The sequence below is a fragment of the Pseudomonas sp. B21-032 genome, from assembly GCF_024748965.1.
Lineage (GTDB): Bacteria > Pseudomonadota > Gammaproteobacteria > Pseudomonadales > Pseudomonadaceae > Aquipseudomonas.
This window is the reverse complement of record NZ_CP087180.1, coordinates 1,699,711-1,715,782: the sequence shown is the minus strand read 5'-3', so window position 1 is coordinate 1,715,782 and position 16,072 is coordinate 1,699,711. Positions and strand designations below refer to the sequence as shown.

At 62.3% G+C, this 16,072-nt stretch carries 17 protein-coding genes; all 17 read right to left on the bottom strand.

Translation table 11 applies throughout. The annotated features are described in order from the left end of the window. Window positions 1-19: 19 nt before the first annotated feature. Complete coding sequence (locus LOY54_RS07930) at window positions 20-2,251, bottom strand: chemotaxis protein CheA (RefSeq protein WP_258610100.1); 2,232 nt, start codon at window positions 2,249-2,251, stop codon at window positions 20-22. Window positions 2,252-2,263: 12 nt separating this feature from the next. After that, window positions 2,264-3,052, bottom strand: coding sequence for a protein phosphatase CheZ (locus LOY54_RS07925; RefSeq protein ID WP_045200319.1), 789 nt, complete (start codon window positions 3,050-3,052; stop codon window positions 2,264-2,266). Window positions 3,053-3,071: 19 nt separating this feature from the next. Further along, a complete protein-coding gene (locus LOY54_RS07920) occupies window positions 3,072-3,446 on the bottom strand; it encodes a chemotaxis response regulator CheY (RefSeq protein ID WP_036990294.1) in 375 nt (124 codons plus the stop codon). Between the two features lie 103 nt (window positions 3,447-3,549). After that, a complete protein-coding gene (fliA, locus tag LOY54_RS07915) occupies window positions 3,550-4,290 on the bottom strand; it encodes an RNA polymerase sigma factor FliA (RefSeq protein WP_010225024.1) in 741 nt (246 codons plus the stop codon). After that, window positions 4,287-5,120 (bottom strand): flagellar synthesis regulator FleN, encoded by an 834-nt coding sequence (gene fleN, locus LOY54_RS07910; protein ID WP_016393812.1) that lies wholly within the window; start codon window positions 5,118-5,120, stop codon window positions 4,287-4,289. The genes fliA and fleN overlap by 4 nt, the downstream gene beginning before the upstream one ends. 120 nt (window positions 5,121-5,240) lie before the next feature. Continuing rightward, entirely contained in the window at window positions 5,241-6,551 is a 1,311-nt protein-coding gene (gene flhF, locus LOY54_RS07905; protein ID WP_213602055.1) for a flagellar biosynthesis protein FlhF, read from the bottom strand. An 11-nt stretch (window positions 6,552-6,562) separates the two neighbouring features. Then, window positions 6,563-8,692 (bottom strand): flagellar biosynthesis protein FlhA, encoded by a 2,130-nt coding sequence (gene flhA, locus LOY54_RS07900; protein WP_045200310.1) that lies wholly within the window; start codon window positions 8,690-8,692, stop codon window positions 6,563-6,565. Between the two features lie 132 nt (window positions 8,693-8,824). Further along, on the bottom strand, window positions 8,825-9,961 hold the full coding sequence (gene flhB / locus LOY54_RS07895) for a flagellar biosynthesis protein FlhB (RefSeq protein ID WP_045200308.1): 1,137 nt from the start codon (window positions 9,959-9,961) through the stop codon (window positions 8,825-8,827). Window positions 9,962-9,963: 2 nt separating this feature from the next. Further along, the gene (fliR, locus tag LOY54_RS07890; RefSeq protein WP_045200306.1) at window positions 9,964-10,740 is read right to left on the bottom strand and encodes a flagellar biosynthetic protein FliR; all 777 of its coding nucleotides are present in this window, start codon (window positions 10,738-10,740) and stop codon (window positions 9,964-9,966) included. Window positions 10,741-10,747: 7 nt separating this feature from the next. Then, entirely contained in the window at window positions 10,748-11,017 is a 270-nt protein-coding gene (gene fliQ / locus LOY54_RS07885) for a flagellar biosynthesis protein FliQ (protein ID WP_045200304.1), read from the bottom strand. Between the two features lie 21 nt (window positions 11,018-11,038). Further along, window positions 11,039-11,791: a flagellar type III secretion system pore protein FliP gene (gene fliP / locus LOY54_RS07880; RefSeq protein ID WP_258610099.1), complete on the bottom strand. Its 753-nt coding sequence runs from the start codon at window positions 11,789-11,791 to the stop codon at window positions 11,039-11,041. Further along, window positions 11,791-12,243, bottom strand: coding sequence for a flagellar biosynthetic protein FliO (fliO, locus tag LOY54_RS07875; protein WP_123568043.1), 453 nt, complete (start codon window positions 12,241-12,243; stop codon window positions 11,791-11,793). The genes fliP and fliO overlap by 1 nt, the downstream gene beginning before the upstream one ends. Continuing rightward, window positions 12,244-12,714 (bottom strand): flagellar motor switch protein FliN, encoded by a 471-nt coding sequence (fliN, locus tag LOY54_RS07870; protein ID WP_258610098.1) that lies wholly within the window; start codon window positions 12,712-12,714, stop codon window positions 12,244-12,246. 46 nt (window positions 12,715-12,760) lie between these two features. Continuing rightward, window positions 12,761-13,729 (bottom strand): flagellar motor switch protein FliM, encoded by a 969-nt coding sequence (fliM, locus tag LOY54_RS07865; RefSeq protein WP_045200301.1) that lies wholly within the window; start codon window positions 13,727-13,729, stop codon window positions 12,761-12,763. A 9-nt stretch (window positions 13,730-13,738) separates the two neighbouring features. Beyond that, window positions 13,739-14,233, bottom strand: coding sequence for a flagellar basal body-associated protein FliL (gene fliL / locus LOY54_RS07860; protein ID WP_045200300.1), 495 nt, complete (start codon window positions 14,231-14,233; stop codon window positions 13,739-13,741). A gap of 107 nt (window positions 14,234-14,340) precedes the next feature. Continuing rightward, window positions 14,341-15,636, bottom strand: a complete 1,296-nt coding sequence (locus LOY54_RS07855) for a flagellar hook-length control protein FliK (RefSeq protein ID WP_258610097.1) — start codon at window positions 15,634-15,636, stop codon at window positions 14,341-14,343. A gap of 79 nt (window positions 15,637-15,715) precedes the next feature. After that, the gene (locus tag LOY54_RS07850) at window positions 15,716-16,063 is read right to left on the bottom strand and encodes an Hpt domain-containing protein (protein WP_045200296.1); all 348 of its coding nucleotides are present in this window, start codon (window positions 16,061-16,063) and stop codon (window positions 15,716-15,718) included. Between the last annotated feature and the right edge of the window lie 9 nt (window positions 16,064-16,072).

Sequence of the window (16,072 nt, the reverse complement as noted above, 5' to 3'; positions counted from 1 at the left end):
GTGAGCCGCGCCACCAGAATCAAATACGCCGGGCGGCGTAACGCTTGAGCATGCTCGGTACGTCGAGGATCAGCGCAATGCGCCCGTCACCGGTAATGGTGGCGCCCGACATGCCCGGGGTGCCCTGGAGCATCTTGCCCAGCGGCTTGATGACCACTTCTTCCTGGCCCACCAGTTGATCGACGACGAAGCCGATCCGCTGGGTACCCACAGAAAGGATCACCACATGGCCCTCGCGCTGCTCTTCATGAGCGGCCGAGCTGACCAGCCAGCGCTTGAGGTAGAACAGCGGCAAGGCCTTGTCACGCACGATCACCACTTCCTGGCCGTCGACCACGTTGGTGCGCGACAGGTCGAGGTGGAAGATCTCGTTGACGTTGACCAGCGGGAAGGCGAACGCCTGGTTGCCGAGCATGACCATCAGCGTCGGCATGATCGCCAGGGTCAGCGGCACCTTGATGACGATCTTCGAGCCCAGGCCCTTGGTCGAGTAGATGTTGATCGAGCCGTTGAGCTGGGAAATCTTGGTTTTCACCACGTCCATGCCCACGCCACGCCCGGACACGTCGGAAATCTCGGTCTTGGTCGAGAAACCCGGGGCGAAGATCAGGTTGTAGCACTCGGTCTCGCTCAGGCGATCGGCGGCGTCCTTGTCCATCACTCCGCGCTTGACCGCAATGGCACGCAGCACGTCGGCGTCCATGCCCTTGCCGTCATCGGAGATCGACAGCAGGATGTGGTCGCCTTCCTGTTCGGCCGAGAGCACTACCTTGCCGCCGCGGGACTTGCCCGAGGCTTCGCGCTCTTCCGGGGTTTCGACGCCATGGTCGACGGCGTTGCGCACCAAGTGCACCAGCGGGTCGGCCAGGGCCTCGACGAGGTTCTTGTCGAGGTCGGTCTCTTCGCCGACCAGCTCCAGGTTGATTTCTTTCTTCAACTGCCGGGCCAGGTCGCGAACCAGGCGCGGGAAGCGTCCGAAGACCTTCTTGATCGGCTGCATGCGGGTTTTCATCACCGCGGTCTGCAGGTCGGCGGTCACCACGTCGAGGTTCGACACGGCCTTGGACATGGCCTCGTCGCCACTGTTCAGGCCCAGGCGCACCAGGCGGTTACGCACCAGCACCAGCTCGCCGACCATGTTCATGATCTCGTCGAGCCGCGCGGTGTCGACCCGTACGGTGGTTTCGGTTTCGCTGGCAGGGTGCTTTTCGGCAGCCGGAGCGGCCTGGCGTGCAGGTGCAGGCGCCGCAGCCGCTGCTTTGGCCGCAGGGGCTGGCGCAGCAGCTGGCTTGGCGGCAGGTGCTGGCGCAGGCTTGGCCGCCGCTTTCGCAGGTGCTGCGCTGGCAACTGGTGCAGCCGTGGTTACTGCGTCCGGCGCAAACTTGCCCTTGCCGTGCAGTTCGTCGAGCAGCGCTTCGAACTCGTGCTCGGAGATGTGATCGCCAGCCGCGGCAGGCGCGCAGGCTTCCACAGGCGCGGCAGCAGCGCCCGGCAGTGCATCGACGGCAAAAGTACCCTTGCCGTGCAACTGGTCGAGCAGCGCTTCGAATTCATCGTCGGTGATGTCGCCACTGACATCGCCAGCGGCAGCTGCAGCAGCCGGCGCTTCAGCCGCGCCGCCGAGGTTGTCGGCGGCGAACTGGCCCTTGCCGTGCAACTGGTCAAGCAGCGACTCGAACTCGGCGTCGGTGATTTCGTCACCGGCAGGCTCGGCGTCCTGGGCTTGTGCCTCGGCCTTGACTGCATTGAGCGAGTCGAGCAGTTGTTCGAATTCGGTGTCGGTGATGTCCGCCTCGGCCTCGGCCGCCGGCGCTTCAACCACCTCGGGCTCAGCGGCAGGGGCTGGTGCTTCGTCTTCCCCGGCAGGCTCGGCCAGGCGCGACAGCGCCGCCAGCAGCTCTGGGGTCGCCGGGGTGATGTCGCTGCGCTCGCGAACCTGGCCGAACATGCTGTTGACCGTGTCCAGGGCTTCCAGGACCACGTCCATCAGTTCGGAGTCGACGCGTCGGGCACCCTTGCGCAGGATGTCGAACACGTTTTCGGCGATATGGCAGCACTCCACCAGCTCGTTGAGCTGGAGGAAGCCGGCGCCCCCTTTTACAGTGTGAAAACCGCGAAAGATCGCATTGAGCAGGTCGGCATCATCCGGTCGGCTTTCCAGCTCGACCAATTGCTCGGACAGTTGCTCAAGAATTTCGCCGGCTTCTACCAGGAAATCCTGAAGGATTTCTTCATCGGCGCCGAAGCTCATTAAACGTGCTCCCTAAAAACCCAGACTGGACAGCAGATCGTCGACATCGTCCTGACCGGACACAACGTCTTCACGCTTATCGGCATGAATCTGCGGACCTTCACCCCGAGTCGGATGTTTTTCTTGATCTTTTTCAGCGCGCAGCTGCTGGTGGTCATGTTCGATACCGGCAAAACGGTCAACTTGACTTGCCATCAGCACGAGCTTGAGCAGATTGCTTTCTACTTCGGTGACCAGCGCCGTGACGCGTTTGATCACCTGGCCGGTCAGGTCTTGGTAGTCCTGAGCCAGAAGAATGTCATTGAGGTGGCTGGCGACCTTGCGGTTGCCCTCCTCGCTGCGCGTCAGGAAACTGTCGACACGCTTGGCCAGCTCACGGAACTCCGGTGCCGCCACTTCGCGGCGCATGAAGCGCTGCCAGTCGACGCTCAGCGCCTTGGCCTCGTCGCTCAGTTCGTTGAGTACCGGCGTGCTGGCTTCGACCAGGTCCATGGTGCGGTTGGCCGCGCCCTCGGTCAGCTTGACCACGTAGGACAGGCGTTCGGTCGCATCGGTGATCTGCGACACTTCCTCGGCTTGCGGCATGTGCGGGTCGATCTGGAAACTGACGATCGCGCTGTGCAGCTCGCGGGTGAGTTTGCCGACTTCCTGATACAGGCCAAGGTCACGGGTCTGGTTCAGCTGATGGATCAGTTGCACCGCGTCGCCGAACTTGCCTCGTTCAAGGCTGTCGACCAGTTCCCGGGCGTGTTTCTTGAGTGTCGACTCAAACTCGCCCAAGGATGATTGTGTTTGCTCCATAGCGCCCCCGTGGCGTACCTCAGCTATTGACGCGCTCGAAGATCTTTTCGATCTTTTCTTTCAGCACCTGGGCGGTGAACGGCTTGACCACGTAGCCGTTGACCCCGGCCTGGGCGGCTTCGATGATCTGCTCGCGCTTGGCTTCGGCAGTCACCATCAGCACCGGCAGGTGCTTGAGGCGCTCATCGGCACGCACTTTGCGCAGCAGGTCGATACCGGACATGCCAGGCATGTTCCAGTCGGTCACCAGAAAGTCGAAATGACCGCTTTCGAGCATCGGCAGTGCGGTGTTGCCGTCGTCGGCTTCCTGGGTGTTGGTAAAGCCCAGATCACGCAACAGGTTCTTGATGATCCGCCGCATCGTCGAAAAGTCGTCCACGATGAGGATTTTCATGTCTTTGTTCAATTAGACCTCCAAGCAGTCTTTAACGCGTTCAGCGCGGAACGCGCATTCAATCAATTCGGCACTACATTTCACGACTGCATCGAACCTGCGTTCAACGCGCCCGCCATTCCCCCAGGCGACCACGCAAACGTGCCGCGCACTGGCTGTGCAACTGGCTGACACGCGACTCGCTCACCCCCAGGACCTCACCGATCTCCTTGAGGTTGAGCTCTTCGTCGTAGTACAGCGCCAGGACCAGACGCTCGCGTTCCGGCAGGTTGGCGATGGCATCGGCCAGGGCTGCCTGAAAACGCTCGTCTTCCAGATCGCGCGAAGGCTCGAGCTGGGCACTGGCACCGTCCTCGTGCAGGCCTTCATGTTCGCCGTCCTGCAACAGGTCGTCGAAACTGAACAGGCGGCTGCCCAGGGTGTCATTCAAAATCCCGTAATAATCATCGAGACTCAATTGAAGTTCGGCAGCAACCTCGTGATCTTTAGCGTCACGGCCGGTTTTTGCTTCAATTGCACGAATCGCGTCACTGACCATGCGGGTATTGCGGTGTACCGAACGCGGCGCCCAGTCGCCCTTGCGCACTTCATCGAGCATGGCGCCACGGATGCGGATGCCGGCGTAGGTCTCGAAACTGGCCCCCTTGCTGGCGTCATACTTGTTGGCGACTTCGAGCAGGCCGATCATCCCGGCCTGGATCAGGTCCTCCACCTGCACACTGGCCGGCAGACGTGCCAACAAGTGGTAGGCGATGCGCTTGACCAGCGGCGCGTAACGCTCGATCAGTTCGTACTGGGCGTCACGCGAAGCCTTGCTGTACATCCGATAACCACTGGCGTTCATAGCACCGGACCCGCACTCGTCGGTTGCACCAGGCGCTCGACGAAGAACTCCAGGTGCCCCCGTGGGTTGGCAGGCAGCGGCCAGCTATCGACCTTCTGGGCAATGGCCTTGAATGCCAGCGCGCACTTGGAACGCGGGAAGGCTTCATAGACCGCTCGCTGCTTCTGCACCGCCTTGCGCACACATTCGTCGTAAGGCACCGCACCGACGTATTGTAGGGCGACATCGAGGAAGCGATCAGTGACCTTGGTCAACTTGGCGAACAGGTTGCGCCCTTCCTGAGGGCTCTGGGCCATGTTGGCGAGGACGCGGAAGCGGTTCATGCCGTAATCGCGGTTGAGCAGCTTGATCAGCGCGTAGGCGTCAGTGATCGAAGTGGGCTCGTCGCACACCACCAGCAGCACTTCCTGGGCGGCGCGGACAAAACTGACTACCGAGTCACCGATACCTGCAGCGGTGTCGATCACCAGCACGTCGAGGTTGTCGCCGATCTCGCTGAAGGCCTGGATCAGGCCGGCGTGCTGGGCCGGAGCCAGGTGCACCATGCTCTGCGTGCCCGAGGCCGCCGGCACGATGCGCACACCGCCGGGGCCTTGCAGCAGCACGTCGCGCAGTTCGCAACGGCCTTCAATGACATCGGCCAGGGTGCGCTTGGGCGTCAGGCCCAGCAGCACATCAACGTTGGCCAGGCCCAGGTCGGCGTCCAGCAGCATGACCCGACGGCCAAGCTCAGCCAGCGCCAATGACAGGTTCACTGACACGTTAGTCTTGCCAACGCCACCTTTGCCGCCGGTCACGGCGATCACCTGTACGGGATGCATGCTACCCATGTTTGTTCTTTACCTTGTCTTACTTAGACCGAGGCCACATGACTGGGCTGCGCTTTCAACACCTGAAAAATGCCTGGCAGACCATTGATGTAGGTACTTTGCAACGTATTCATATTCCCCTCAGCCCACGCGTTTGCCGGAGCTGTGGTAGAGATCAGCGAACATGTCGGCCATGGCCTCTTCGCTGGGCTCGTCCTGCATCTGCACGCTCACTGCGCGGCTGACCAACTGGTGCCGGCGCGGCAGGTGCAGGTCGTCAGGAATGCGCGGGCCATCGGTAAGATAGGCCACCGGCAGTTCGTGACTGATTGCCAGGCTCAATACTTCGCCGAGGCTGGCGGTTTCATCTAGCTTGGTCAGGATGCAACCGGCCAGGCCGCAGCGCTTGTAGCTGTGGTAGGCGGCGGTCAGCACCTGTTTCTGGCTGGTGGTTGCCAGTACCAGGTAATTCTTGGCCTGAATCCCGCGCCCGGCAAGGGTTTCCAGCTGCATGCGCAGCGCCGGGTCGCTGGCTTGCAGGCCGGCGGTATCGATCAGTACCACGCGCTTGCGCAGCAGCGGGTCGAGGGCCTGGGCCAGCGACTGGCCCGGGTCGACGTGAGTAACCGAAACGTTGAGGATCCGCCCCAGGGTCTTGAGCTGCTCCTGGGCGCCGATACGGAAGCTGTCCATGCTCACCAGGGCCAGGTTCTGCGCGCCGTACTTGAGCACGTAGCGCGCGGCGAGCTTGGCCAGGGTGGTGGTCTTGCCCATGCCGGCCGGACCGACCATGGCAATGACACCGCCTTCTTCGATCGGTTCGATTTCCGGCACCTGGATCATCCGCGCCAGGTGCGCCAGGAGCATGCGCCAGGCGTGACGCGGCTCTTCGATTTCGGTGGTCAGCTCGAGCAGTTCGCGGGCAATCGGCCCGGACAGGCCGATGCGCTGCAGACGGCGCCAGAGGTTGGCCTGCTGCGGCTTGTTGCCCTGCAACTGGCTCCAGGCCAGCGAGCCGAGCTGTACTTCAAGCAGTTCGCGCAGGCCCGAGAGCTCCGAGCGCATCGAGTCGAACAGGCGCGGGTCGATGGGTGCCGCGGCCGGCGCAGCAGGCACGGCCGGCGCTTCGACCTGCGGGTCGACCAGCGGCTCGGAAGCGGTCAGCGGCAAGCCGGCAAACAGCTGGCGATTGCCATCTTCGCTCTCGCTACGGCTGCTCAGCTCGGCCTGGGCGGTGACGATGCGCGACTGGGTCTTGCGCAGCTCGTCTTCGAGCTCGACATTCGGCACCCGTGGCGCCAGGGCGGACAGCTTGTAGTCCAGCGCAGCCGTCAGCTCGACACCGCCAGCAATCCGTCGGTTGCCAATGATGGCGGCATCGGCCCCCAGCTCATCGCGAACCAGCTTCATGGCCTGACGCATATCGGCGGCGAAAAAACGCTTAACTTGCATAACCCACTACCTCAGCCGTTCGGGCCCACTGTGGCGACGATGGTAACTTGCTTGTTGTCAGGTATTTCCTGATACGCCAAAACATGCAAATTCGGTACAGCCAGACGACCGAAGCGCGACAGCATGGCTCGTACCGGTCCTGCGACCAGGAGGATCGCCGGCTGCCCTTGCATCTCCTGACGCTGGGCGGCTTCGATCAACGAACGCTGAAGCTTTTCGGCCATGCTCGGCTCCAGAAGAACACCGTCTTCCTGGCCTTGCCCAGCCCTTTGCAAACTATTGAGCAAAATCTGTTCCAATCTTGGCTCAAGGGTGATCACAGGCAGCTCGGACTCAACGCCGACAATGCTTTGCACGATAGCGCGACACAATCCGACGCGCACCACCGCCACCAGCGCGGCGGTATCTTGACTCTTGCCCGGGTTGTTGGCGATGGCTTCGGCAATGCTGCGAATGTCACGCACCGGAACCTGCTCGGCGAGCAACGCCTGCAGTACTTTGAGCAGGCCCGACAAGGAAATGACGCCCGGCACCAGCTCTTCGGCAAGCTTGGGCGAAGCCTTGGCCAGCACCTGCAGCAGTTGCTGCACTTCTTCGTGGCCGATCAGCTCATGGCAGTGCTTGTGCAGAATCTGGTTGAGGTGGGTGGCGACCACCGTACTGGCGTCCACCACCGTGTAGCCCAGCGACTGCGCCTGGCTGCGCTGGTTGACGTCGATCCACACCGCTTCCAGGCCAAAGGCCGGATCGCGGGCGGCAATGCCGTTGAGGGTACCGAACACCTGCCCGGGGTTGATCGCAAGCTCGCGGTCCGGGTAGATCTCGGCCTCGGCCAGGATCACCCCCATCAGGGTCAGGCGGTAGGCACTGGGTGCCAGGTCGAGGTTGTCGCGAATGTGCACCGTGGGCATGAGAAAACCCAGGTCCTGGGACAGCTTCTTGCGCACGCCCTTGATCCGCGCCAACAACTGGCCGCCTTGGTTGCGATCGACCAGCGGAATCAGCCGGTAGCCGACCTCTAGGCCGATCATGTCGATCGGGGTGACGTCATCCCAGCCCAGCTCCTTGGTTTCCATGGCGCGCTGTGGCGATGGCAGCAGGTCCTGCTGACGCTGCACCTCTTCCAGGGCCTTGAGCTTGGCCTGGTTCTGCTTGCGCCACACCAGGTAGGCGCCGCCGGCGGCCAGCAGGCCGAGGCTCAGGAAGGCGATGTGCGGCATGCCCGGCACCAGGCCCATGACGATCATCAGGCCAGCCGACACCGCCAGGGCCTTGGGTGAATCGAACATCTGGCGGTTGATCTGCTTGCCCATGTCCTCGGAGCCCGAGGCGCGGGTAACCATGATCGCCGCCGCAGTGGACAGCAGCAGCGATGGCAACTGCGCCACCAAACCGTCACCGATGGTCAACAGGGCATATACCTTGCCGGCGTCGGCAAAGGTCATGTTGTGCTGGAACATACCGACGGCCATGCCGCCGATCAGGTTGATGAACAGGATCAACAGGCCGGCAATGGCGTCACCGCGGACAAACTTGCTGGCACCGTCCATCGAACCATAGAACTCGGCCTCGCCGGCCACTTCGGCGCGCCGCGCCTTGGCCTGGGCCTGGTCGATCAGGCCGGCGTTGAGGTCGGCGTCGATGGCCATCTGCTTGCCGGGCATGGCGTCGAGGGTGAAGCGCGCGCTCACTTCGGAAATACGCCCGGCACCTTTGGTGACCACCACGAAGTTGATGATCATCAGGATCGCGAAGACGACGATACCGACCACGTAGTTACCGCCGATCACCACCTCGCCGAAGGCCTGGATCACCTTACCGGCGGCCTCGTGGCCGTCATGGCCGTGGAGCATCACCACCCGCGTGGACGCCACGTTGAGCGCCAGGCGCAACAGCGTCGCCACCAGCAGGATGGTCGGGAACGCGGCGAAGTCCAGCGGGCGCAGGGCGTAGACGCAGACCAGCAGGACCACGATCGACAAGGCGATGTTGAAGGTGAAGAACACGTCGAGCAAAAACGGCGGGATCGGCAACATCATCATTGCCAGCATCACCAGCAGCAACAGCGGCACACCCAGGTTACCCCGGCCTAGACCGACCAGGTTGCTACGGGCACTGTTGATTAACTGAGAGCGATCCACCGGTATTCCTCGTTAGCTCAAGCAAAACTTTGACGCGTTTGAGGCGCGCAGCGCTGCCTTTGCAAGAAGCTTTCCAACTTTGCCAAACGAGGTGGTTTGAGTGGCTCGGGGCTGCTGCGCAGGCAGCGCCGATCAGGAATCGCGACGCAAATCCGGCGGGATCGGCAGATCCTTGAGCGGCTCCGGCGGCTTGCCCTTGCCGGCGCGATACTGGCGGATCTGGTAGACGTAGGCCAACACCTGGGCCACTGCCAGGTACAAACCGGCGGGAATTTCTTCTTCAAGCTCGGTGGAGTAGTAGATCGAACGCGCCAGCGCCGGCGATTCGAGCACCTGGATCTTGTGCTCGTTGGCGATCTCGCGAATTTTCAGGGCGATGAAGTCGGCACCCTTGGCCAGCAGCAGCGGCGCCGCGCCCTTCTCCGGGTCGTACTTGAGCGCCACGGCATAGTGGGTCGGGTTGGTGATGATCACGTCCGCCTCGGGAATCGCCGCCATCATCCGCCGCTGCGAAGCCTCGCGCTGCAGTTGGCGAATGCGTTGCTTGACCTCGGGCTTGCCTTCGGAGTCCTTGTACTCGTCGCGCACCTCTTGCTTGGTCATCAGCAGCTTCTTGTGCGCCTGCCAGAGCTGGATCGGCACGTCCACCGCGGCAATGATCAACAGCCCCGCTGCCATCCACAGCGCACTCCAGCCAACCACCTGGACGCTATGGATGATCGCCTGCTCCAGCGGCTCGTTGGCAATCGCCAGCAGGTCATCGCGATCAGCCGACAACACCGTCAGGGCGACGATCAGAATCATGAAGAACTTGGCCAGCGCCTTGAGCAGCTCGGACAAGGCGTTGACCGAGAACATCCGCTTGATCCCCGATAGCGGGTTCATGCGGCTGAACTTCGGTGCCAGGGAGCTGCTGGAAAACAGGAACCCCCCCAGCGACACCGGGCCGATGATTGCCGCAATCAGCAGCACCAGCAATACCGGCTGAGTCGCGAGCAAGGCCATCTTGCCGGAAGCCATGAGGAAAATGCCCATGGACCGCTCATCGATGAGCACCTCGCGGGACAAGCTGAAATTGATGCGCATCAGCTCCATCAGGGTTTGCGCCAGGCCACCGCCAAACGCCAGCAGCGCTCCAGCGCCCGCCAGGGTCACCGCGACCGTGTTGAGCTCCTTGGAACGGGCAATCTCGCCCTTCTCGCGCGCGTCCTTCTTGCGCTTGTCGGTGGGGTCTTCTGTTTTGTCCTGACCGCTTTCGCTTTCTGCCATGCTCAGCGCGCCCGTGCCAGTTCACGCAGCCACTGCAAGGCTTCGGAAGCCAGTGACTGATAGTGAGGAAGAATATCGGCCAGGGTGATCCAGAAGATCACCATCCCCAGCACCAGGGTCAGCGGAAAGCCGATGGAAAAGATGTTCAACTGCGGCGCCGCCCGGGTCATCACGCCAAAGGCAATGTTGACCACCAGCAACGCGGTCACCGCCGGCAATACCAACAGCATGGCTGCACCCAGCACCCAACCCAGGCGCCCGGCCAGGTCCCAGAAATGATTGACCAGCACACCGCCGCCCACCGGCAAGGTGGTAAAGCTCTCGGTCAGCACCTCGAAGACCACCAGATGGCCGTTGATGGCAAGGAACAGCAAGGTCACCAGCATGGTCAGGAACTGGCTGACCACCGCCACGTTGACACCGTTGGCCGGATCGACCATGGAGGCGAAGGCCATGCCCATCTGGATTGCAACGATCTGCCCGGCGATCACGAAAATCTGGAAGAACAGCTGCAGCGCCATACCAAACACGGCGCCAATGATGATCTGCTCGGCCACCAGCAACATTGCCCTGAGATCCAGCGATTCGACCACCGGCATCGGCGGCAGGCCGGGAACGATGACCACGGTGATTGCCAGAGCGAAATACATGCGGATACGTGTCGGCACCAGGGTGGTACCGAAAATAGGCATGGTCATCAGCACCGCCGTGACGCGAATCAACGGCAGAATGAAACTGGCCACCCAGGCGCCGATCTGCGCGTCGGTCAGCTCAAGCATCGCCGGGTCAACCGATCAGCTGCGGAATGCTGCCGTACAACGACAGAATGTATTCCATGAATTTCTGCACCAGCCACGGGCCAACCACGATCAGCGTCACCAACATCACCAGCAGGCGCGGCAGAAAGCTCAGGGTCTGTTCGTTGATCTGCGTGGCAGCCTGGAACATCGCCACCACCAGGCCCACCAGCAGGCTTGGCACCACCAGGATGGCAACCATCAAGGTGGTCAGCCACAACGCATCGCGAAACAGGTCGACAGCCACTTCAGGGGTCATGGACTTCTTCTCCTCGCGGCGTCAGACGCCGCCGAAACTGCCGGCCAGGGTACCCATGATCAGCGCCCAGCCATCGACCAGGACGAACAGCATGATCTTGAACGGCAACGAGATGATCAGCGGCGACAACATCATCATACCCATGGCCATCAGCACGCTGGCGACCACCAGGTCGATGATCAGGAACGGGATGAAGATCATGAAGCCGATCTGGAACGCGGTCTTGAGCTCCGAGGTGACGAATGCCGGCACCAGGATGGTCAATGGCGCCTGATCGGGGCTGGCGATGTCGGTGCGCTTGGACAGGCGCATGAACAGGTCCAGATCGCTCTCGCGGGTCTGCGCCAGCATGAAGTTCTTCAGCGGTGCCTGGGCCTTGCTGATCGCATCCTGGGCGCTGAGTTTCTCTGCCAGGTACGGCTGCACGGCCTCCTGGTTGATGCGCTCGAACACCGGCGCCATGATGAACAGGGTCAGGAACAGTGCCATGCCGTTGAGGATCTGGTTTGACGGCGTCTGCTGCAGGCCCAGGGCCTGGCGCAGAATGGAAAAGACAATGATGATGCGGGTAAAGCTGGTCATCAGCACGACGAACGCCGGGATGAAACTCAGCGCGGTCATGATCAGCAGGATCTGCAGGCTGACCGAATACTCCTGCTGGCCGTCGGCCCCGCTGGACAGGGTGATCGCCGGGATCGACAGTGGATCAGCCGCCAGGGCCAGCGGCGCCGCCAGCATCAGCAGCAGCGTCAACATCATGCGCAACGCGCCCATCACGACCTTCCCTTCTGATCCTTGCCCATCAGCTCCATCAGCCGCTGGGCGAATTCTGGTGTTGCCTGGCGCGCACTGGCGGGCACTTCAACCGGCTCGGCCATGACATGCAAGGCCTCGATGGTGCCTGGCGAATGGCCGATGAGGATCTGCTCCTTGCCGACCTGGATCAGCAACAGCCGATCACGCGGCCCCAGCGAACGGCTACCGAGGATCTCGATCACCTGGCCACTGCCGGGCGCGGCGTTCTGCACCCGGCGCAGCAGCCAGGCGAGGACGAAGATCAAGCCCAGCACCAGCAGCAGCCCCAGCACCAGCTGGGTCAACTGCCCTGCCGCGCTGCCACTGCTTGCCGGTGCCACTACCGCAGCCGCCGGCTGCGTGGTAGCCAGGGCGACATCCACGTACAGGCCGCAGGCCAGGCCCAGGCCGTTGCGCAGGAGCTTGCTCACTCAGCGCAGCTTCTTGATGCGTTCGCTCGGGCTGATCACGTCCGTCAGGCGGATGCCGAACTTTTCGTTGACCACCACCACTTCGCCGTGCGCAATCAGAGTGCCGTTGACCAGCACGTCCAGCGGCTCGCCGGCCAGGCGGTCGAGCTCGATCACCGAACCCTGGTTGAGTTGCAGCAGGTTGCGGATGTTGATCTCGGTACTGCCGACCTCCATGGAAATGCTCACCGGAATATCCAGGATCACATCCAGGTTCGGACCATCGAGGGTGACCTGTTCGTTGCTGCGCGGCGAGCTGCCGAACTCTTCCATGGCCAGGCGGCTGGACGCCGGTGCGCTGGCGGCGCTATCGGCAGCGAGCAAGGCGTCGATGTGGGACTGGCCGGCATCGCCGGTTTCTTCCAGGGCCGCAGCCCATTCATCGGCCAGGGCCTGGTCCTCCGGGGAGGTGATGTCGTTTTCGTTAGCCATTTTGTCCTCGACGGGCAATCAATTCGGAGTTGGAACCACGAGCGCCTCAGCGGCGCTCGATCGGATCGATAATCTGCAGGGCCAGGGTGCCCTTGTGCGAACCCAGCTTGGCCTTGAACGACGGCACGCCATTGGCCCGCAGGATCAGCTCATCCGGCAGCTCGACCGGAATCACATCGCCCGGCTGCATGTGCAGGATGTCGCGCAGCTTCAGCTGGCGACGGGCAACCGTGGCGCTGAGCGGCACGCTGACGTCCAGCACGTCTTCGCGCAGGGCCTTGATCCAGCGCTCGTCCTGGTCGTCCAGATCGGACTGGAAACCGGCATCGAGCATCTCGCGCACCGGCTCGATCATCGAGTACGGCATGGTCACGTGCAGGTCGCCGCCACCGCCATCGAGCTCGATGTGAAAGGTCGAAACCACCACCGCCTCGCTCGGCCCGACGATGTTGGCCATGGCCGGGTTGACCTCGGAGTTGATGTACTCGAAGTTGACCGGCATGATCGCCTGCCAGGCCTCCTTGAGGTCAACGAAGGCCTGGTCGAGGACCATGCGCACCACGCGCAACTCGGTCGGGGTGAACTCGCGACCTTCGATCTTTGCGTGACGACCGTCGCCACCAAAGAAGTTATCCACCAGCTTGAACACCAGCTTGGCGTCAAGGATGAACAGCGAGGTACCGCGCAACGGCTTGATCTTCACCAGGTTGAGGCTGGTGGGCACGTACAGCGAATGCACGTACTCACCGAACTTCATCACCTGCACGCCGCCGACCGCCACGTCCGCAGAGCGGCGCAGCAGGTTGAACATACTGATGCGGGTATAGCGGGCAAACCGCTCGTTGATCATTTCCAGGGTCGGCATGCGACCGCGGACGATCCGATCCTGGCTGGTCAGGTCATAACTTTTGACACTGCCGGGCTCGGCATTGCTTTCGGTTTGCACCAGACCATCGTCGACGCCATGCAGCAAAGCATCGATTTCATCCTGGGACAGCAGGTCCTGCACGGCCATCTGGGGCTCCTACTGCAATACGAAATTGGTGAACAGCAACTGGTCGATGACCGGCTTGCCGACTTCCTTCTGCGCCACTTCCTGGACACTGGCAGTGGCCTTCTGGCGCAGCATTTCCTGGCCGACCGGGCTGGACAGGGTGTCGAAGCCCTGGCCCGAGAACATCATGACCAGGTTGTTGCGAATCACCGGCATATGCACCTTGAGGGCATCCAGCGCTGCCTGGTCACGCCCCTGCATGGTGATGCTCACCTGCATGTAGCGCTGGCGGCCGTTCTGGTTGAAGTTGACCACGAAGGCCGGTGCCAGCGGCTCGTAGATCGCTGCCGGCTTGAGGTTGGCCAGGGCCGGATCGACCGCAGGCTTATCCTCGGACTTGTGCAGGAAGAACCAGGTGGCGCCGACCGACAGGCCGATGGCAAGCAGCAATGCCAGCACCAACAGCAGGATCAGCTTGAGTTTGCCTGTAGCGGCGGGGTCTTTCTCTGCTTCGCTCTTCGCCATGCCAATAATCCGTCATTCATCGGAGATTTCAGTCACATGGCGAGGGTTGAGCAAGTGTTATGCCAACCTGGAAAAGCAAGGTCGGCTAGCACAAAGAGCACAGCCAATCAGGCGTAATAATCCACCGCACTGGAACCTACAACCGACTGCTGCTCGACCGGCATTGCGCCCGGGGCGATTTCAGCGGACTCAGCGGATTCACCAGCTTCATTACGCCGTGCGGCCACGCCACTGAGTTTCGGCGTGTCCTGGGCGCCCTGCTGCTGGCCACCACGGGACTGGTCAGCGACGTTGACGTCCGGCTGGCCGAGCCCCTGCTGGGCAAACATTTCCTTGAGCCGGTGCACCTGGTTTTCCAGCGCCTCGCGCACCCCGGCGTGACCACTGACAAAGGTCACCTGGGCCTGCTGTTCCGGCGCCAGGTTGACGCGGATGTCCAGGCGCCCGAGCTCGGCCGGCTCAAGCTTGATATCGGCCGATTTCAGGTTCTGGCTGGACAGGTACATGACCCGGTTGACCAGGCCTTCGGTCCAGCCGCCCTGGTTCATCGCCAACGGCTGCTGCAGCGGCGTGGCCACCGGCACGGCATTGGCGGTCTTGGCCGTGGCGGCCTGGGTCAGGTTGCTCAGGCGCTCGGCAAAGTTGTCGACGCGCGTATCGCTGGAGGCGCTCTTGAGGTCCTTGAGGCCATCATCGAGCAGGCCACTGAAGGCTTTTTCACCCGGCTCACCTGATTCGGCATCGGCACCTGGCTTGTCCAGCAGGGCCGCCAGTGTATTGACGGCAGGCTGCGCCGTCGGCGCTTCAGGCTGGGCATTGCCGGCCTTGCCAGCGGCATGGGCAGACGTAGTGCCCTGGGCCTGGGCACTTTGCTCAAGGGCCAGGCGCAAGGCTGGCAGGTCAGACAGCGGATCGGCCTCAGGATCGAATTCGGGCGCTTCGGCTACCGGCTGGGCTGGCGCCGCAGCCACCTGCAATTGTGCTGCCGCCTGAAGCACCGGCGCCACGGCTTCAGCCTGGGCCTGGATCAATTGCGCGCCGGGCTGGGCGTCGGTCACTTGACCCGCCACCAGGCTGGGGTCAAGCAGGGTGGGATCAGCCACCAGCGCCGGATCGACCTCGGTGCTGCCCTGCTCCTCAGGCAAACTATTGCCGCTGTCGGCAACCTTCGACGAATCAGCGGCCGTTTTATTGCCGCTGCCCGGGGCGGTGACGACCTTCTCAGGCACAGGCGCGTCCTTGGTGCCTGCAGTCGTCTCGCGAGACTGCTTGGCATACACATCGGAAAAGCCAGACGCCTTGTCGTTAGAGGCCTGCAGCGATTTATCCGGCGCACCGGCAGTGGCGCGCGACGGCTTCGTCACGGCACTGGCTTGCAACAGGGGGTTGGAGGCGACAGGCATGCAGGAGTCTCCGCTACAGAAGTCGTAATCGTGAATTAGCGAAGACTACGCAAAACTCGCGCCAGGTTTGCCCTCGCGCTCAACCAATCGATACTCGCTGGCGTTCGTCGTGGTAAAGGTCACGAACGGCCGCATACTCGCGATCGATCTGGTTGATCAGGTCTTCGATGCCTTGCAGCGGGCCGTGATTGACGCGGTCTTCGAGCTGCCTGCACAACTCGGCCAACGCTACCGCCCCCATATTGCTGCTACTGCCCTTGAAACTGTGCGCGGCATGCGCCAGCTCGTCGGCGTTCTTCGCCTCATGCAATTGACTGAGGCGTTTTTCGGAATCTTCAAGAAAGGTTTCCAGCAAGTACAGGTAGCCATCTTCCATGACCTCCTGCAAGTCGCTGAGCACCTTGCGATCGATGTGAATGTCGGACACTTGCTCACT